At 71.5% G+C, this 17,471-nt stretch carries 16 protein-coding genes; 14 read left to right on the top strand and 2 right to left on the bottom strand.

Annotated features, from left to right (window positions below; all coding sequences use genetic code 11):
- Positions 1-27: 27 nt before the first annotated feature.
- The 7 genes from IE272_RS29415 (at position 28) to IE272_RS29445 (ending at position 8,150) form a co-directional block, all read left to right on the top strand.
- Positions 28-666, top strand: a complete 639-nt coding sequence (locus IE272_RS29415; RefSeq protein WP_190008865.1) for a CGNR zinc finger domain-containing protein — start codon at positions 28-30, stop codon at positions 664-666.
- A gap of 66 nt (positions 667-732) precedes the next feature.
- A complete protein-coding gene (locus IE272_RS29420) occupies positions 733-1,320 on the top strand; it encodes a sigma-70 family RNA polymerase sigma factor (RefSeq protein WP_063739458.1) in 588 nt (195 codons plus the stop codon).
- Positions 1,317-2,342 (top strand): anti-sigma factor family protein, encoded by a 1,026-nt coding sequence (locus tag IE272_RS29425; RefSeq protein ID WP_190008867.1) that lies wholly within the window; start codon positions 1,317-1,319, stop codon positions 2,340-2,342. Before IE272_RS29420 ends, IE272_RS29425 begins: the two co-directional genes overlap by 4 nt.
- Positions 2,343-2,462: 120 nt before the next feature.
- Positions 2,463-4,850: a HelD family protein gene (locus IE272_RS29430; protein WP_050359645.1), complete on the top strand. Its 2,388-nt coding sequence runs from the start codon at positions 2,463-2,465 to the stop codon at positions 4,848-4,850.
- A gap of 434 nt (positions 4,851-5,284) precedes the next feature.
- Positions 5,285-6,721 (top strand): NAD-dependent malic enzyme, encoded by a 1,437-nt coding sequence (locus tag IE272_RS29435; RefSeq protein WP_098890852.1) that lies wholly within the window; start codon positions 5,285-5,287, stop codon positions 6,719-6,721.
- Between the two features lie 376 nt (positions 6,722-7,097).
- A complete protein-coding gene (locus IE272_RS29440) occupies positions 7,098-7,379 on the top strand; it encodes an HU family DNA-binding protein (RefSeq protein WP_003968811.1) in 282 nt (93 codons plus the stop codon).
- Positions 7,380-7,589: 210 nt separating this feature from the next.
- Complete coding sequence (locus tag IE272_RS29445; RefSeq protein ID WP_229897808.1) at positions 7,590-8,150, top strand: hypothetical protein; 561 nt, start codon at positions 7,590-7,592, stop codon at positions 8,148-8,150.
- A gap of 31 nt (positions 8,151-8,181) precedes the next feature.
- Here IE272_RS29445 and IE272_RS29450 read toward each other — a convergent pair whose 3' ends face one another.
- A complete protein-coding gene (locus tag IE272_RS29450) occupies positions 8,182-8,658 on the bottom strand; it encodes a DUF2000 domain-containing protein (RefSeq protein ID WP_050359648.1) in 477 nt (158 codons plus the stop codon).
- On the opposite strand from IE272_RS29450, the gene IE272_RS29455 reads away from it, so the two are divergent.
- On the top strand, positions 8,657-9,538 hold the full coding sequence (locus IE272_RS29455; RefSeq protein ID WP_373304207.1) for a helix-turn-helix transcriptional regulator: 882 nt from the start codon (positions 8,657-8,659) through the stop codon (positions 9,536-9,538). The genes IE272_RS29450 and IE272_RS29455 overlap by 2 nt on opposite strands.
- 127 nt (positions 9,539-9,665) lie before the next feature.
- Here the strand turns inward: IE272_RS29455 and murA are convergent, their stop codons facing one another.
- On the bottom strand, positions 9,666-11,006 hold the full coding sequence (gene murA / locus IE272_RS29460; RefSeq protein WP_007450559.1) for a UDP-N-acetylglucosamine 1-carboxyvinyltransferase: 1,341 nt from the start codon (positions 11,004-11,006) through the stop codon (positions 9,666-9,668).
- 287 nt (positions 11,007-11,293) lie between these two features.
- On the opposite strand from murA, the gene IE272_RS29465 reads away from it, so the two are divergent.
- The 6 genes from IE272_RS29465 (at position 11,294) to IE272_RS29490 (ending at position 17,411) form a co-directional block, all read left to right on the top strand.
- Entirely contained in the window at positions 11,294-11,854 is a 561-nt protein-coding gene (locus IE272_RS29465) for a YqgE/AlgH family protein (RefSeq protein ID WP_047176886.1), read from the top strand.
- A gap of 120 nt (positions 11,855-11,974) precedes the next feature.
- Positions 11,975-12,271, top strand: coding sequence for a DUF3039 domain-containing protein (locus IE272_RS29470; RefSeq protein ID WP_006124925.1), 297 nt, complete (start codon positions 11,975-11,977; stop codon positions 12,269-12,271).
- A 239-nt stretch (positions 12,272-12,510) separates the two neighbouring features.
- On the top strand, positions 12,511-13,815 hold the full coding sequence (locus IE272_RS29475) for an extracellular solute-binding protein (RefSeq protein ID WP_050359650.1): 1,305 nt from the start codon (positions 12,511-12,513) through the stop codon (positions 13,813-13,815).
- 2 nt (positions 13,816-13,817) lie between these two features.
- Positions 13,818-14,798, top strand: coding sequence for a carbohydrate ABC transporter permease (locus tag IE272_RS29480; protein WP_050359651.1), 981 nt, complete (start codon positions 13,818-13,820; stop codon positions 14,796-14,798).
- Positions 14,795-15,703, top strand: coding sequence for a carbohydrate ABC transporter permease (locus tag IE272_RS29485; RefSeq protein ID WP_373304208.1), 909 nt, complete (start codon positions 14,795-14,797; stop codon positions 15,701-15,703). Before IE272_RS29480 ends, IE272_RS29485 begins: the two co-directional genes overlap by 4 nt.
- Before the next feature lie 4 nt (positions 15,704-15,707).
- Positions 15,708-17,411, top strand: a complete 1,704-nt coding sequence (locus IE272_RS29490; protein WP_050359652.1) for a beta-N-acetylhexosaminidase — start codon at positions 15,708-15,710, stop codon at positions 17,409-17,411.
- Positions 17,412-17,471: the final 60 nt, after the last annotated feature.

Here is a 17,471-nt window from a genome sequence, read left to right on the forward strand (position 1 = left end):
CCGGTGACCCAAGGCGGTGACAGGAGCATGGCAGCGGGCAGGGGTGCGCGGATGTGGCGGTTCGACGCGGGCCGGATCTGCCTCGATCTGGTGGCCACGGAGCCCGCGGGCGGGGTGCCCGGGACCTGCGAACAGCTCGACGGACCCGTGCAGCTGGCCCGGTGGCTGGCCGACGCCCGGCTCGTCCCGCCGGACACCGTGCTGACGGCGCTGGACGACACCTGGGTGGCCCGCTTCCACGAACTGCGCTCCGCCGTCAGCCGCCTGATGGCGGCCCAGCTCGGCGGTCCCGAGGCGGACGGGTCGCTGGAGCGGGTCAACTCCCTGGCATCCGGGGCGCCCCCGGGGCCCCGCGCGGTGCGCGGCGCGGACGGTGGCCTGGTGCGGGCCCTGAGCGTCGCGCCCGACTGCGCGGGGCTCCTCGCCGTCGTCGCCCGGGACGCCGTGGACCTGCTCACCGACCCGGCCGCGCGGGCGGCCCTGCGCCGCTGCCAGGGCGAGGCCTGCCACCGCCTCTACCTGGACACCTCGCGCGGCGGGCGGCGGCGCTGGTGCTCCGGCGAGGTCTGCGGCAACCGGGAACGGGTCGCCCGGCACCGGCGCAGGACCCTGGGGGCGGCCGACGGGCGCGGCCCGGAGAAAGAATTTCCGCCCGGCGTTGAGTGAACCGGGCCCCGCCCCCGTACCGATGGTCGAAGAGCTCGTTTCAGAGGTCTCGACCGGGAGGTTCGGGTGCGCAAGGATGCGGCCGTGGCCGATGACCGTCCGCACAGGGCTCGACATCGCAGTGAGCCGCCCCCGTCCCCCTCCGGGATACCCGACGAGGAACTGATGCGGGCGCTGTACCGCGAACACGCCGGGCCGCTGCTCGCGTACGTGCTCCGACTCGTCGCGGGCGACCGCCAGCGGGCCGAGGACGTGGTGCAGGAGACGCTCATCCGTGCCTGGAAGAACGCCGGCCGGCTCAACCGGGCCACCGGCTCCGTCCGACCCTGGCTGGTGACGGTCGCCCGGCGCATCGTCATCGACAACCACCGCAGCCGGCAGGCCCGGCCGCGCGAGGTCGATCCGTCGCCGCTGGAGGTCATTCCCGCGGAGGACGAGATCGACAAGGCGCTGTGGCTGATGACGCTCTCGGACGCGCTCGAAGATTTGACCCCCGCGCACCGGGAAGCATTGGTCGAGACCTACTTCAAGGGACGTACGGTCAATGAGGCCGCCGAAGTGCTGGGCGTCCCCAGCGGGACCGTGCGGTCCCGGGTGTTCTACGCACTCCGTTCGATGAAGCTCGCACTCGAAGAGAGGGGGATCACGGCATGAGCGACCAGCAGTGGCAGCCGTTCGGGCCCCGGCCCCCCGGCCGCCGCACGCCGTCCGGTCCCTCGCGTCCCCCGTATACCGCGGGTCCTGCACACCCCTCAGGGCCCGCGCACCTCTCCGGCCCCGGCTACGGCACGGGCCCCGGGCATCCCGGCGGCGCGGGCGGTCCCGGTGGCCCCTTCGGTCCCGGTGGCCCGTCCGGCCCCTCTGGCCCCTCCGGCCCCTCCGGTCACGGTGAGCCGTTCGGCGCGGAGCCCGAAGGGTCCGAGCACGACGCGGCCGCCGCGTACGTCCTCGGCGTCCTCGACGACGCGCAGGCGAGCGCCTTCGAGGCCCACCTCGCGGGCTGCGCCCGGTGCGCCGCGCACCTCGACGAGTTCGCGGGGATGGAGCCCATGCTCGCGATGCTCTCCGAGTCGCCCGCCGCCGTGCCCGGCGCCCGTCCCGTGCCGCATGTCCCCGAGCGGCCGGCGCCCCGGCTGCTCGGCGGGCTGATGGACGAGGTCGCGCACAAGCGGCACCGCCGCACCCGGCGCAGCCGGTATCTGGTCGCGGCCGCCGCCGCCCTGATCATCGGCGGCCCGGTCGCGGCGTTCGCGGTCACGGCGGGCGACGACCGCGGCGGCGGGCCGGTGGCCGCCGACCCGCATCCCACCAGCCCGGCCGAGGACGCCTTCTTCCAGCACATGACGGAGAAGGTCTCGGCGACCGACCCCACCACCCGGGTCGGCGCGACCGTCGGCATGGAGGAGAAGGCCTGGGGCACGCACACGGTCCTGGAGCTGAAGAACGTCAAGGGACCGCAGAAGTGCAAGCTGATCGCCGTCTCCCGGACCGGTGAGGAGGAGGTCGTCACCTCCTGGTCCGTCCCGCAGTGGGGGTACGGCGTCGAGGGCGCCACGAACCCGACGGCGAAGTCCCCGCTGTACGTGCACGGCGGGGCGGCGATGGACCGCGAGGACATCGACCGTTTCGAGGTGCGGACCTTCGACGGGGAGCGGCTGGTGGAGATCGGAGCCTGAGCCGCGCCCCGTCACGCACCGCCGACGCGACGCGCGATCGTCCCCGGCCGACAGGTGCGCTCGGGCCCCCCTTCGCTATAGGGTTGACGGCTGCCCAGTGCACGTCAGAAGGGGGCCTCGGTGGCCGCGCAGGATGCCGCTGTCGAATCGCTGCGGGACCGGGAAATCGGTGTCGAGCAGGAGCATCTCGACCGTGTTTATCACCGCCTCGAAGAGAAGATCCACGAGGCGGAATTTCTCATGAACGACGCCGTCAAGCGCGGCCAGGTCGGTACCCCCGGCGCGCTCGCGGAGCGGGACGCCCAGGTGTTCCGGGCGGGGATCCACCTCAACCGGCTGAACAGCGAGTTCGAGGACTTCCTCTTCGGGAGGATCGACCTGCTGCTCGGCAAGGACGGGGAGCGCGGCCCGGACGGCGCGTACACCTCGGTCGAGCCGGCCGACGACACCGTACGGGAGGACGCCACCGCCGACATCGCGGAGACGCTCCACATCGGCCGGATCGGGGTCCTGGACTCCGACTACGCGCCGCTGGTGATCGACTGGCGGGCCCCGGCGGCCGCCCCGTTCTACCGGTCGACCCCGAAGGAGCCGGGCCGCGTCGTACGCCGCCGGGTCATCCGCTCCAAGGGCCGCAAGGTCCTCGGGGTCGAGGACGACCTGATGCGCCCGGAGCTGACGGCGTTCCTGGACGGCGAGAAGCTGCCGGTGATCGGGGACGGCGCGCTGATGGCGGCGCTCGGCCAGGCCCGCAGCCACACCATGCGGGACATCGTCTCCTCCATCCAGGCCGAACAGGACCTGGTCATCCGGGCCCCCGCCGCCTCCGTCACCGAGGTCACCGGCGGCCCCGGCACCGGCAAGACCGCGGTCGCCCTGCACCGGGCGGCGTATCTGCTCTACCAGGACCGGCGGCGGTACGCGGGCGGCATCCTGGTCGTCTCGCCCACCCCGCTCCTGGTCGCGTACACCGAAGGGGTGCTGCCCTCGCTCGGCGAGGAGGGCCAGGTCGCGATCCGCGCGGTCGGCTCGCTCTCCGACGACGCGGCGGGCCTCCAGGGCGCGACGACGTACGACGAACCGGCCGTGGCCCGGATCAAGGGCTCCTCCCGGATGCTCCACGTGCTGCGCAAGGCGGCCCGGGGCGCGCTGGACCAGGGCAGGCCGGCCGCACCGCGTGAGGAGGCGGGCCAGCTCTCCTTCGGCGAGGAGCCCGGGGACGGCGCGACGGCGTCCGCGACCACCCCGAACCGGCTGCGCGTCGTCGCCTTCGGGGCCCGGGTCGAGCTGGAGGCCGACGAGCTCCAGCGCATCCGGCACAACGCGCTGGGCGGCACCGCCCCCGTCAACCTGCTGCGACCGCGCGCCCGGAAGCTGCTGCTGGACGCCCTGTGGAGCAAGTCCTCCGGACGGGGCAGGTACACCGACCCCCAGCTGGTGGCGGAGCTGCGCTCGTCGTTCGACGAGGACGTCTCCACCGAGACCCCGTTCCTGGAGTTCCTGGACGCCTGGTGGCCCGAACTGACGCCGCGCCGGGTGCTGGCCGCGATGGCCGACGAGCGGCGCCTCGGACGCTGGTCACGGCGCATCCTCAACCAGGGCGAGACGCGCCGCCTGGCCCGGTCGCTGAAGCGTCTCGACGCGGACGGCCAGGGGCCGCTCTCCGTCCACGACGTGGCGCTCCTGGACGAGCTCCAGGCGCTGCTGGGCACCCCGAACCGGCCCAGGCGCAAGCGCGAGGCGGATCCGCTGGACCAGCTCACCGGTCTCGACGAGCTGATGCCGCAGCGCGAGGAGACCCAGTGGGAGCGGGCCGAGCGGCTCGCGGCGGAGCGCACGGAGTACGCGCACGTCATCGTCGACGAGGCGCAGGACCTCACCCCGATGCAGTGGCGCATGGTCGGCCGCCGGGGCCGGCACGCCACCTGGACGATCGTCGGCGACCCGGCCCAGTCCTCCTGGTCCGACCCGGACGAGGCGGGCGCCGCCCGGGACGAGGCGCTCGGCTCCCGGCCGCGCCGCCGCTTCACCCTCACCGTCAACTACCGCAACCCGGCGGAGATCGCGGAGCTGGCCGCGAAGGTGCTGGCGCTGGCGATGCCCGGCATGGAGTCCCCGGCGGCGGTGCGCTCGACCGGGGTGGTGCCCCGCTTCGAGCCCGTCCGCGACGGGGACCTGGCCGCCACGGTCCGCGAGGAGGCCGCGCGGCTGCTCACGGAGGTGGACGGCACGGTCGGCGTGGTCGTCGCGATGAACCGGCGCGCCCAGGCCCGCGAGTGGCTCGCGGAGCTGGGTGAACGGGTGGTGGCGCTGGGCAGCCTGGAGGCCAAGGGGCTGGAGTACGACGCCACGGTGGTCGTCTCGCCCGCGGAGATCGCGGACGAGTCCCCGGCCGGTCTGCGGGTGCTGTACGTGGCGCTGACCCGGGCGACGCAGCAGCTCACGGTGGTCTCGGGGGAGCGGGACATGCCGGACGAGGACGGGGTGCCGGACCTGCTGAGGGACTGACGCCGAAGGGGCGCGGAGAGTCAACCCGGCGCGCGGGAATCACTTCTCGGGGGTCTTTGTTACCTTGGTACTGGCACCGGCTCGATCCAAGCCCCCGGGCCCAACCTTCGTCGCTTCGAGCGACCACTTGCCGCGAGGCGAGCATGGCGGGTCGGTGCCATCCAACCGAAGAAGACAGACCCGCGTCACCTGCTGGTGGCGCGGGTCTGTTCTTGTTTTCACGGGCCCTGTCCCTGTTCCGATGACCGCCCGGCCGGTTCGGGTCCCGTTGGGGGTTCCGCCGAACGGGTAGTTTCTCGTATGGTGGAAACTACTTTCCGAAAGACGGCAGTCATTACCGGCTACCAGCCAGTAGGTGCGACGATCGGGAAGCGTGTCCGGGGCGAGGGTTCCGGATGTGCGGCAATGAAGCTCAGGAAGCGAAGGACTCGGCCATGGCAACGGCGCCCAGCGTCTCGTACTCGATGACGGTCAGGCTGGAGGTGCCCGCGAGCGGCACCGCGGTCTCTCAGCTCACCACGGCCGTGGAGTCCTCCGGGGGCTCGGTCACCGGCCTCGACGTGACCGCCTCGGGCCACGAGAAGCTGCGGATCGACGTCACCATCGCCGCCACCTCCACCTCGCACGCGGACGAGATCGTCGAAGGTCTGCGCGGCATCGAGGGTGTCACGCTGGGCAAGGTCTCCGACCGTACGTTCCTCATGCACCTCGGCGGCAAGATCGAGATGGCGTCCAAGCACCCCATCCGCAACCGTGACGACCTGTCGATGATCTACACCCCCGGCGTCGCCCGGGTCTGCATGGCCATCGCGGAGAACCCCGAGGACGCGCGCCGCCTCACCATCAAGCGCAACTCCGTCGCAGTTGTGACGGACGGCTCCGCGGTGCTCGGCCTCGGCAACATCGGCCCGATGGCCTCGCTGCCCGTCATGGAGGGCAAGGCGGCCCTCTTCAAGCGCTTCGCCGGCATCGACGCCTGGCCGATCTGCCTGGACACCCAGGACACCGACGAGATCGTCGCGATCGTCAAGGCCATCGCCCCCGGCTTCGCGGGCATCAACCTGGAGGACATCTCCGCGCCGCGCTGCTTCGAGATCGAGGCCCGGCTGCGCGAGGCCCTCGACATCCCCGTCTTCCACGACGACCAGCACGGCACCGCGATCGTCGTGCTGGCCGCCCTCACCAACGCCCTGCGCGTGGTGGGCAAGAGCATCGGGGACGTACGGGTCGTCATGTCCGGTGCGGGAGCGGCCGGTACGGCCATCCTGAAGCTGCTCATCGCCGCCGGCGTCAAGCACGCCGTCGTCGCCGACATCCACGGTGTGGTGCACGCCGGACGCGAGGACCTGGTCGCGGCCGACCCCGACTCCCCGCTGCGCTGGATCGCCGACAACACCAACCCCGAGGGCGTCACCGGCACCCTCAAGGAGGCCGTCGTCGGCGCCGACGTCTTCATCGGCGTCTCCGCCCCGAACGTGCTGAACGGCGACGACGTCGCCGCGATGGCGGACGGTGCGATCGTGTTCGCGCTCGCGAACCCGGACCCCGAGGTCGACCCCGCGATCGCCCGTCAGACGGCTGCGGTCGTCGCCACCGGCCGCTCGGACTTCCCCAACCAGATCAACAACGTGCTGGTCTTCCCGGGTGTTTTCCGGGGTCTGCTGGACGCTCAGTCCCGCACCGTCAACACGGAGATGATGCTCGCCGCGGCCGGCGCCCTGGCCGACGTGGTCGCCGAGGACGAGGTCAACGCGAACTACATCATCCCCTCGGTCTTCAACGACAAGGTGGCGGGCGCGGTCGCCGGAGCCGTCCGGGCCGCCGCGAAGGCCGCCTCGGGCGCCGGAGCGACCCCCTCCGCATCCGTCTGACCCCATCGTTTCGGGGATGTCCCGCGGGGTACCCGCGAGACACCCCGGGCCGCACCCGCCCGTGCCGTACGGCGCGTCGCGGGTCGCGGCGCCCCAAACGCCCCTTTAGGGTGGGCGGGCAGTGGGCCCTGCGGGGCCCGGCATCCGCTGCGGACCGCTCGGTCAAGTCGACGGAGCGTCACCACGAGCAAACCGTGGCGCTTTTCATTGACCCCGAAGGGTTCCGGATTGGCTTTCCCGCCGCTGGTGGGGGCAGGATGCGTAATCGGGCGAGAGGGTCTGACATCAGACCCGGGTCCGGGGACTGTCAGAGGGCCCTGGCAGCATCGGCTTCGATCTCACGCCTCACAGGCAAGAAGAACACGGGAGTAACAACATGAACCGCAGTGAGCTGGTGGCCGCCCTGGCCGACCGCGCCGAGGTGACTCGCAAGGACGCCGACGCCGTGCTGGCCGCGCTCGCCGAGACCGTCGGTGAGATTGTCGCCAAGGGCGACGAGAAGGTCACCATCCCCGGCTTCCTGACCTTCGAGCGCACCCACCGTGCCGCTCGCACCGCTCGCAACCCGCAGACCGGCGACCCGATCAACATCCCCGCCGGCTACAGCGTGAAGGTCTCCGCGGGCTCGAAGCTCAAGGAAGCCGCCAAGGGTAAGTAACCCTCAACGGCGCAACAAGAGGGCGGCCACTCCCGACCAGGAGTGGCCGCCCTCGCGCATGCCAGGGGCACATGCGCCCCGCAGGAGCCCCCGCACCATGCCCGGGGCAGCTGCGGGCCCCCGGGCCCACGCCCGGAGGGACGGCCCGCGGAACCACGCGTCCGCCCGGGGCGGCCACCGGCTCCCGCCGCACCCCCTTAGCCTTCCCGCATGACCTCGGATGCCCTGCCGCCCATGGACGCGGATGCACGCCCGGTGGAATCCGGCCGGAGACGTACGGCCGTGCGTCTCACGGTGTGGCTCTGCCTCCTGGCAGCCGCGGCGATGCTCCTGGCCGCCCTTCTCGGCGCGTACGAGTGGTACCTGGCACTGGCGTGCTGGCTGCTCGGCTTCGTGGCGGTTCCGGTCCGCCACGGCGTGACGGCGGGCCGGGAGATGATCCGGGAGGTGTGGCGGCTCCGCACCCGCGGCGTCCTGGTCGAGGGGCGCAGGCAGCCCTCGGGCGCCTACGAGTACACCGACCTCGACGGGCGGACCCACCGCCTCGTGGACAGCTACGCATCCGCGCAGCGGGTGGAGGTTCTCCACGATCCGGCGGCTGCCGGGCAAACGGCCCAGGTCGGCCGCCGCACCGCCGGCACGCTGGCCTTCGCCGTCCTCCTGCTCCTCCTGTCCCTCGCCATGGCCGCGGCGCTCGTGGTCATCGGACTGGCGGGGCCGCTCACCGCCCTGGGCGTCATCTCCCCCGGCATCTTCTCCGGCCTGCACTGAGCCCGGGGCGCTCCGCTCCGGCCCCTGGGGCTCAGGGGTGCATCCGTGCGCCCTTGAGCACCTTGTCCACGGCGTTGCGGGGCCCGTACACGGCGAGACCCACCAGATCGAGCGCGTCCCGTCCCACCGCCCGTACGGCCGCCCGGTTGTCCCGGTCGTTCCCCGTGCCGAACAGGTCCGCGGTGAACACGGCCGTCGTCAGCGACCGGGACAGCGCCCTGGCGTGCGCGGCGGTCACCGTCTCCTTCGCCCCCTCGAAGACCAGCACGGGCTGCCGGAGCATCGGCAGATACGCGGTGGAGTCGGCGTCCTCGTAGGGTTCGCCGATCACCTCCGGCACCGCCGTCCCGAGGCCGCTGACCAGAAATGCGGTCACGTTCAGGCGCTGCCAGGACTCCAGGTCGTCACGGAGCAGCACCGCGACCTTCGTGTCGAAGCGGACGGGAGCGTTCCCGGCCGCCGCGGTCCCGCTCTCGGTCCCGCTCTCGGTCTCGTACGTGTTTCTCATGGTTCGAGACTGGCCGGTGGACCCGGGCGGGGTCTTGTACGTTCTTGGCGTGGTGCCACGGTGGGAGATCCAGGATGTCGCGGCCTGGCGTCCGGCCGTCGCCGGTGTCGTGGAGGTCTTCCACGCCCGCTTCACCGAGCACGCCTACCCCATGCACGTGCACGACGCCTGGACGCTCCTGATCGTCGACGACGGCGCCGTCCGCTACGACCTGGACCGCCACGAGCGCTCCACCCCGGACGGCACGGTGAGCCTGCTGCCGCCCGGCGTCCCGCACAACGGCTCTCCCGCGACCTCCGACGGCTTCCGCAAACGGGTGCTCTATCTGGACATGACGCAGCTCGACGCGAGCCTCGTCGGACCCGCCGTGGACACCCCCGACCTCGCCGACCCGCTGCTGCGCACCCGCGTCGGCCGGCTGCACACCGCTCTCGCGGACCCGGGCGACGCGTTCGAGGCGGAGAGCCGTCTGGCGTTCGTCGGCGAGCGGCTGCGGGGGCACCTGCGCCCCGGGGACCTCCCGGCGGGCCCGGCGCCCGGCCGGGGCGTCGCACGGGATCTGCGCGAGCTCCTCGACGAGCGGCTGCGGGAGGGCGTCACCCTGGCCGAGGCCGCCCGGCTGGTCCACGCGCACCCCACCCATCTCGTCCGGGCCTTCAGCGCGGCCTACGCCATCGCGCCGCACCAGTACGTGACGTCCCGCCGGGTCGACCGGGCCCGCCGGCTGCTGCTCGACGGGATGCCGCCGGGCGAGGCTGCGGCCGCCGTCGGCTTCCACGACCAGTCCCACCTCACCCGGCACTTCAGGCGGATCACCGGCACCACCCCGGGCCGCTATGCCCGCCATGCCCGCTCTCACGGCCTTCAGGGGCCCTTCTGACGCCCGACAGCCCGCCGCCCCGGCTCCGAGACCGGAACCGGGGCGGCGGGCCGCTCACGCGGGAACTGCGCGGTGCGCAGTGCTGTGTGCGGCAGCACTGTGCGGCCTTGACGGCGCACGTGGACGGTCAGACGAGCGAACCGCCCGGCAGTTCGACCTTCGCGCCGAGCTTCTCCAGCTTCTCCATGAAGTTCTCGTAACCGCGGTTGATCAGGTCGATGCCGTGCACCCGGGAGGTGCCCTGCGCCGCCAGCGCCGCGATCAGGTACGAGAAGCCGCCCCGGAGGTCCGGGATGACCAGGTCGGCGCCCTGGAGCTTCGTCGGTCCGGAGACGACCGCCGAGTGCAGGAAGTTGCGCTGGCCGAAGCGGCAGTCCGAGCCGCCGAGGCACTCGCGGTACAGCTGGATGTGCGCGCCCATCTGGTTGAGCGCGGAGGTGAAGCCGAGCCGCGACTCGTACACCGTCTCGTGGACGATCGACAGGCCCGCGGCCTGCGTCAGCGCGACCACGAGCGGCTGCTGCCAGTCCGTCTGGAAGCCGGGGTGCACGTCCGTCTCCAGGGCGATGGCGTTCAGCGCGCCGCCCGGGTGCCAGAAGCGGATGCCCTCGTCGTCGATCTCGAAGGCGCCGCCGACCCGGCGGAAGGTGTTCAGGAAGGTCATCATCGAGCGCTGCTGGGCGCCGCGCACATAGATGTTGCCCTCGGTCGCCAGCGCCGCCGACGCCCAGGAAGCCGCTTCCAGGCGGTCCGGGATCGCCCGGTGGGTGTATCCGTCGAGCTTGTCGACACCGGTGATCCGGATGGTCCGGTCGGTGTCCATGGAGATGATCGCGCCCATCTTCTGCAGTACGCAGATGAGGTCCTCGATCTCCGGCTCGACGGCCGCGTTGGACAGCTCGGTGACGCCCTCGGCGAGGACGGCGGTGAGCAGCACCTGCTCGGTGGAGCCCACCGACGGGTACGGCAGCCGGATCTTGGTGCCGCGCAGCCGCTGCGGGGCTTCCAGATACTGGCCGTCCGCCCGCTTCTCGATGGTCGCGCCGAACTGGCGCAGCACCTCGAAGTGGAAGTCGATCGGCCGGCCGCCGATGTCGCAGCCGCCCAGGCCCGGGATGAAGGCGTGGCCGAGGCGGTGCAGCAGCGGGCCGCAGAACAGGATCGGGATGCGCGACGACCCCGCGTGGGCATCGATGTCGGCGACGTTCGCCGACTCGACGTGCGAGGGGTCGAGGATCAGTTCGCCCGGCTCGTCGCCGGGGCGGACGGTGACGCCGTGGAGCTGGAGGAGCCCCCGGACCACCCGTACGTCACGGATGTCGGGAACATTGCGGAGGCGGCTGGGCCCGCTGCCGAGCAGCGCGGCGACCATGGCCTTCGGCACCAGGTTCTTGGCGCCTCGGACGCGGATCTCGCCCTCCAGCGGGGTTCCGCCGTGGACAAGCAGGACATCGTCTGTGCCGGTCATGTATCTCGCGTTCCGGAGTGGTCGGGCAGGGGGCCAACGAAAAGGGTAATGGCCTCCTACCCCCCTTCCGTAAGGCGAAGGGGGGTGTACGAACGTCATGAATCCGCCACAACACCCTCCGCGCATCCGATCTTGCGGAGGGTTACCGTCCGGATGGCCCACCCCACCACCGCCCGACGGTGCGCTCCCCGTGCCTCCGTGCGCCCTGAGCTGCGCTCGCTCTCCTGAGGGCGGCATCACGGTCACTCACCCCCCGTGAAGGGTGAAGATGCGGGATCATTCCTGCCATGACGGAGGTGTCCTCGCTCACAGGGCGGCTGCTCGTGGCCGCACCCGCCCTCACGGACCCGAATTTCGACCGGGCGGTGGTGCTGCTCCTCGACCACGACGAGGAGGGCTCCCTCGGCGTGGTCCTCAACCGCCCGACCCCGGTCGGCGTCGGGGACATCCTCGCGTCCTGGGCCGCCCTGACCGGCGAGCCGGACGTGGTCTTCCAGGGCGGCCCGGTCTCGCTCGACTCGGCGCTCGGGGTGGCGGTGATCCCCGGCGACGAGGGCCCGCTCGGCTGGCGGCGGGTGCACGGGGCGATCGGCCTGGTCGACCTGGAGACCCCGCCCGAGCTGCTCGGCCCCGCCCTCGGTTCGCTGCGGATCTTCGCCGGATACGCGGGCTGGGGCCCCGGTCAACTGGAGGGCGAGCTGAACGAGGGCGCGTGGTACGTGGTCGAGTCGGAGCCCGGCGACGTCTCGTCCCCGAGCCCCGAACGGCTCTGGCGCGCGGTGCTCCGCCGTCAGCGCAGCGAGCTGGCGATGATCGCCACGTATCCGGACGACCCTTCGCTCAACTGAGCGACGAACCGTCGCTCGGCCGGGGGGCGCCCCGTCGTTCAGCTGGGGGACGAACCTCCGCTCGACCGGGGTGACCCTTCCCTCAACCGGAGGCCGCCTCTTTCAGTACCCTTGGCGGTTATGAGCACTCTTGAGCCCGATCGCGGGGCAGGTACGGGGACCCTCGTCGAGCCGACGCCGCAGGTGTCGAGGGGCGACGGCGACCACGAGCGCTACGCCCATTACGTCCAGAAGGACAAGATCATGGCGAGTGCCCTGGAGGGCACTCCCGTGGTCGCGCTGTGCGGGAAGGTCTGGGTGCCGGGGCGCGACCCCAAGAAGTACCCGGTCTGTCCCATGTGCAAGGAGATCTACGAGTCCATGGGCGCCGGTGGCGACAAGGACAAGGGCAAGGGCGGCGGCAAGGACAAGAAGTAGGTCCGGACCTCACCTGCTGTCAGGCCCCCGGGGCGTGCGACACCGCACGCCCCGGGGGCCTTTCGCTTGCCCGGTCACTCATGGTGACCGTTCGGTCGCGTTGCACGGGCTGCATCCGCTGGTCACAGAGTGGTCGAGACCACTTGTCGTCGCCGGGGCGCGGATCTACTCTCCTGCCAGTTGTGCAGAACGAAACGCACGTTGCACATGATGCAACGCATGACCGGTAGGGGTTCCGGATGAAGCTTTCTGCCCGAATTGCCGCCCCGGCTGCGGCGCTTGTGCTGGCCGGCCTCACCGCCACCGCCTGCGCGCCGCAGACCTCCGACACCAGTGCGAAGGGTGACGAGAAGAGCGGCACGCTCCGTGTCTGGCTCTTCCAGGAGGTCGGCAACAAGCCCAAGGAGGAGGTCGTCGACACGGCCGTCGCCGAGTTCGAGAAGGCCCACAAGGGCGCGAAGGTCGAGGTCGAGTACATACCGGTCGACACCCGCGCGCAGCGGATCAAGGCCGCGTTCAACGACCCCAAGAGCGCCCCGGACCTCATCGAGTACGGCAACTCCGACACCGCCGGATACGTCAAGGACGGCGGACTCGCGGACATCACCGAGGAGTTCGGCGCCTGGGACGAGGCCAAGGACACCGACCCGATCGCCAAGCAGTCCGTCACCGTCGGCGACAAGGTCTACGGCGCGCCCTTCTTCGTCGGCGTCCGGGCCCTCTACTACCGCACCGACGTCTTCAAGGACCTCGGCATCGAGGCCCCCAAGTCCCAGGCCGAGCTGATCTCCACCGCCAAGAAGATCCGCAAGGCGAAGCCCGACCTCTACGGCCTCGCGGTCGGCGGCGCGTACACCTACGGCGCGATGCCCTTCATCTGGGCCAACGGCGGCGAACTCGCGGGCGAGACCGACGGGGCGTACAAGTCCGGCATCAACAGCGAGAAGTCCCGCAAGGGCATCGAGGCCTACACCTCCCTCTTCGGCGACGACAACTGCCCGGCCGCCAAGTGCGCCTCCATGGGCGGCAACGCCACCGTGACCGCCTTCGCCTCCGGCAAGGCCGCCATGGCCATCGGCGGCGACTTCAGCCACGCGGCCGTCGAGGCGGGCGCGGTCAAGGGCAAGTACGCCGTCGTCCCGCTGCCCGGCGTCGCCAAGGACTCCATCGCCCCCGCCTTCGCGGGCGGCAACAACCTCGGCGTCCTCAAGAGCAGTTCGCACCGCACCCTCGCCGTCGACCTGATGAAGTCGCTCAGCGGCAAGAAGACCCAGGCCGCGATGTTCGACGCGATGGGCTTCCTGCCCACCTACACCGACGTCCTGGACAACGCCGCGAAGAAGGAGCCCTTCGTCGCCCCGTTCGTCCAGACCCTGGGCGCGGGCGCCAAGTTCGTCCCCGCCTCGCCCGCCTGGGGCCAGATCGACGCCTCGCTGATCCTGCCGACGATGTTCCAGGAGATCGTCTCCGGCCGTAAGGACGTGGCCCAGGCCTCGGACGACGCGGCGAAGAAGATGGACACGGCCTTCACCGACGCGGGCTGACGATGACCACGCACACCACCTCGCTCAAGGCGCCGCCCGCGGCCGGGAAGGGCGGCGCCGGCCCGGCCGCCCGCCCGCCCCGGCGCGGCCGGTCCGTCTCGCCCGCGAACCGCTCCGGCTGGACCCCGTGGCTCTACCTCCTGCCGGCGCTCGTCCTGCTCGCCGGGCTGCTGGTCTACCCGATCTACCAGCTCGGCCTGATCTCGTTCCTGGAGTACACCCAGGCCCAGGTCAGCGGCGGCGAACCCACCACCTTCCAGGGCTTCGGCAACTACGCCACCCTCTTCAACGACAGCCAGTTCTGGCAGGTCCTCCTCGCCACCGTGGTCTTCGCCGCGGCCTGCGTGGTGTCCACCCTGTTCGTCGGCTGCGCCCTCGCCGTGCTGCTCACCCGCATCCGCGCCCTGCCCCGGCTCGCGCTGATGATGGCCGCGCTCGGCGCCTGGGCCACCCCCGCGATCACCGGCTCCACCGTCTGGGTCTTCCTCTTCGACCCCGACTTCGGACCGGTCAACAAGGTGCTGGGACTCGGCGACTTCTCCTGGACGTACGGGCGCTACAGCGCCTTCGCCCTGGTGCTCCTCGAAGTCCTGTGGTGCTCGTTCCCGTTCGTGATGGTCACCGTGTACGCGGGTATCCGGGCCATCCCGACCGAAGTGCTGGAGGCCGCCTCGCTGGATGGCGCTTCCCAGTGGCGGATCTGGCGCACCATCATGGCGCCGATGCTCAAGCCCATCCTGATCGTCGTCACCATCCAGTCGATCATCTGGGACTTCAAGGTCTTCACCCAGATCTACGTCATGACCAACGGCGGCGGCATCGCCGGCCAGAACCTGGTGCTCAACGTGTACGCGTACCAGAAGGCGTTCGCGTCCTCGCAGTACAGCCTCGGATCCGCGATCGGCGTCGTGATGCTGGTGATCCTGCTGGCCGTCACGCTGGTCTATCTGCGCCTGGTGAGGCGCCAGGGGGAGGAACTGTGAGCGCGACGACCGGCAGTCCCGTACGCGACCGTCCCGTACGCGGCGCCACGCGCGGCGGCGGCATCGCCAAGCTCCTGCGCGTCAAGCGGCCCGGCAGACTGGCCGCGGAGGCCGCCGCCCTGCTGATCGCCGTCGCGGTCGCCTTCCCCCTGTACTGGATGGTGCTCTCCGCCTTCAAACCGGCCGGGGAGATCCAGTCCACCGACGCCCGCCCCTGGACGCTCGCGCCCTCGCTCGACTCGTTCCGCCGGGTCTTCGAACAGCAGGACTTCGGGCGCTACTTCCTCAACAGCCTGCTGGTGGCGGGCACGGTCGTCATCCTCTCCGCGCTGATCGCCTTCCTCGCCGCCACCGCCGTGACCCGCTTCCGCTTCAAGTTCCGCACCACGCTGCTGATCATGTTCCTGGTCGCGCAGATGGTGCCGGTGGAGGCGCTGACCATCCCGCTGTTCTTCCTGATGCGGGACTTCGGCCAGCTGAACACGCTCGGCTCGCTGATCCTGCCGCACCTCGCCTTCTCGCTGCCGTTCGCCATCTGGATGCTGCGCGGCTTCGTCAAGGCCGTCCCCGAGGCCCTGGAGGAGGCCGCCTACATCGACGGGGCCAGCCGCACCCGCTTCCTGTGGCAGATCCTCTTCCCGCTGGTCTTCCCGGGCCTCGTGGCGACCAGCGTCTTCTCCTTCATCACCACCTGGAACGACTTCCTGTTCGCGAAGTCGTTCATCATCAGCGACACCTCCCAGTCGACGCTGCCGATGGCGCTGCTGGTCTTCTTCAAACCGGACGAGAACGACTGGGGAGGGATCATGGCAGCCTCGACGGTGATGACCATCCCCGTACTGGTCTTCTTCGTACTCGTACAGCGACGCCTCGTCTCCGGACTGGGCGGAGCGGTAAAGGACTGATGTCATGACACCCGCGAACTCCGTCCCCCCGGACACCGTGGACACCGCGGCTCTCGGTCTGATCCCGGCCCCGCGCACCCTGACGGCCGCTGCCGCCGGGCCCTACCCGCTGGGCTACACGACCCCGCTGACCGCCGCACCGGGCACCGAGGGCGTCGCCCGCTGGCTGCGCGCGACGCTCGGCCCGCCCACCGGACTGCCCCTGCCCGAGGGCGACGGCACCGGCACGGGCGCGGGCGACGGCTCCGGCTCGACCGGGCAGGGCATCGTGCTGGCCCTCGACGAGTCGCTCGCCCCCGAGGGCTACCGCCTGGCCGTCGAGGCCAACGCCGTACGCATCACGGGCGGCACGGCGGCAGGCGTCTTCCGGGGCGCGCAGACCCTCCGTCAGCTCCTCGGCCCGGACGCCTTCCGGCGCGCGCCCCTCGCCCCCGGCCGCACCTGGGAGGTCCCGCCGGTCGTCGTCGAGGACGAACCCCGCTTCGGCTGGCGCGGCATGATGCTCGACGTCTCACGGCACTTCCTGCCCAAGGACGACGTCCTGCGCTACCTGGACCTGCTGGCCGCGCACAAGCTGAACGTCTTCCACTTCCACCTCACCGACGACCAGGGCTGGCGCATCGAGATCAAGCGCTACCCGCGCCTGACCGAGGTCGGCTCCTGGCGCTCGCGCACCAAGTACGGCCACCGGGCATCCGAGCTGTGGGACGAGACCCCCTACGGCGGCTTCTACACCCAGGACGACATCCGCGAGATCGTCGCCTACGCCGCCGAGCGGCATATCCGGGTCGTCCCCGAGATCGACATCCCCGGCCACTCGCAGGCGACCATCACCGCCTACCCCGAGCTGGGCAACACCGACGTCATCGACACCACCACCCTCTCCGTCTGGGACAACTGGGGCGTCAGTCCGAACGTACTCGCCCCCACCGAGAACACCCTGCGCTTCTTCGAAGGCGTCCTGGAGGAGGTGCTGGAACTCTTCCCCGCCGAGACCTCGCCGTTCGTCCACATGGGCGGCGACGAGTGCCCCAAGGACCAGTGGAAGGAGTCCCCGCTCGCCCAGGCCCGGATCGCCGAACTCGGCGTGAAGGACGAGGACGGGCTCCAGTCCTGGTTCATCCGGCACTTCGACGCCTGGCTCACCGAACGAGGCCGCCGCCTCATCGGCTGGGACGAGATCCTCGAAGGGGGCCTCGCCGAGGGTGCCGCGGTCTCCTCCTGGCGCGGTTACGGCGGCGGCATCGCGGCCGCCGAGGCCGGACACGACGTCGTCATGTGCCCCGAGCAGCAGGTGTACCTGGACCACCGTCAGGACGGTGGCCCCGACGAGCCGATGCCCATCGGGTACGTCCGGAGCCTGGAGGACGTCTACCGCTTCGAGCCCGTCCCGCCGGGCCTGAGCGAGGAGGCGGCCCGTCACATCCTGGGCACCCAGGCCAACGTCTGGACCGAGGTCATGCAGAACCGGGCCCGCGTCGACTACCAGGTCTTCCCGCGCCTCGCCGCGTTCGCCGAGGTCGCCTGGTCCGCCCTGCCCGCCCCGGCCGAACGGGACTTCGCCGCCTTCGACGCCCGGATGACGGCCCACTACGCCCGGCTCGACGCCCTCGGCGTCGACTACCGCCCGCCGGCCGGCCCGTACCCCCGGCAGCAGCGCCCCGGCGTTCTCGGCTTCCCGCGCGAGGGAGCGCCGCCCGTGGTGTGACCCCCGCACCACCCCGCCCGGCCGCGGCCGTCCTCCGGGACCGCCGCGGCCGGCGCGCGT

Origin of the sequence: Streptomyces anulatus, from assembly GCF_014650675.1 — a bacterium.
GTDB lineage: Bacteria > Actinomycetota > Actinomycetes > Streptomycetales > Streptomycetaceae > Streptomyces > Streptomyces anulatus.

Coding starts and splice junctions, on each gene's coding strand:
- IE272_RS29455 (WP_373304207.1), top strand. CDS start 8,657: ATGGTTCGAGACTGGCCGGTGGACCCGGGCGGGGTCTTGTACGTTCTT.
- IE272_RS29450 (WP_050359648.1), bottom strand. CDS start 8,658: ATGAGAAACACGTACGAGACCGAGAGCGGGACCGAGAGCGGGACCGCG.
- murA (WP_007450559.1), bottom strand. CDS start 11,006: ATGACCGGCACAGACGATGTCCTGCTTGTCCACGGCGGAACCCCGCTG.
- IE272_RS29445 (WP_229897808.1), top strand. CDS start 7,590: ATGACCTCGGATGCCCTGCCGCCCATGGACGCGGATGCACGCCCGGTG.
- IE272_RS29470 (WP_006124925.1), top strand. CDS start 11,975: ATGAGCACTCTTGAGCCCGATCGCGGGGCAGGTACGGGGACCCTCGTC.
- IE272_RS29490 (WP_050359652.1), top strand. CDS start 15,708: ATGACACCCGCGAACTCCGTCCCCCCGGACACCGTGGACACCGCGGCT.
- IE272_RS29440 (WP_003968811.1), top strand. CDS start 7,098: ATGAACCGCAGTGAGCTGGTGGCCGCCCTGGCCGACCGCGCCGAGGTG.
- IE272_RS29415 (WP_190008865.1), top strand. CDS start 28: ATGGCAGCGGGCAGGGGTGCGCGGATGTGGCGGTTCGACGCGGGCCGG.
- IE272_RS29435 (WP_098890852.1), top strand. CDS start 5,285: ATGGCAACGGCGCCCAGCGTCTCGTACTCGATGACGGTCAGGCTGGAG.
- IE272_RS29425 (WP_190008867.1), top strand. CDS start 1,317: ATGAGCGACCAGCAGTGGCAGCCGTTCGGGCCCCGGCCCCCCGGCCGC.
- IE272_RS29465 (WP_047176886.1), top strand. CDS start 11,294: ATGACGGAGGTGTCCTCGCTCACAGGGCGGCTGCTCGTGGCCGCACCC.
- IE272_RS29480 (WP_050359651.1), top strand. CDS start 13,818: ATGACCACGCACACCACCTCGCTCAAGGCGCCGCCCGCGGCCGGGAAG.
- IE272_RS29475 (WP_050359650.1), top strand. CDS start 12,511: ATGAAGCTTTCTGCCCGAATTGCCGCCCCGGCTGCGGCGCTTGTGCTG.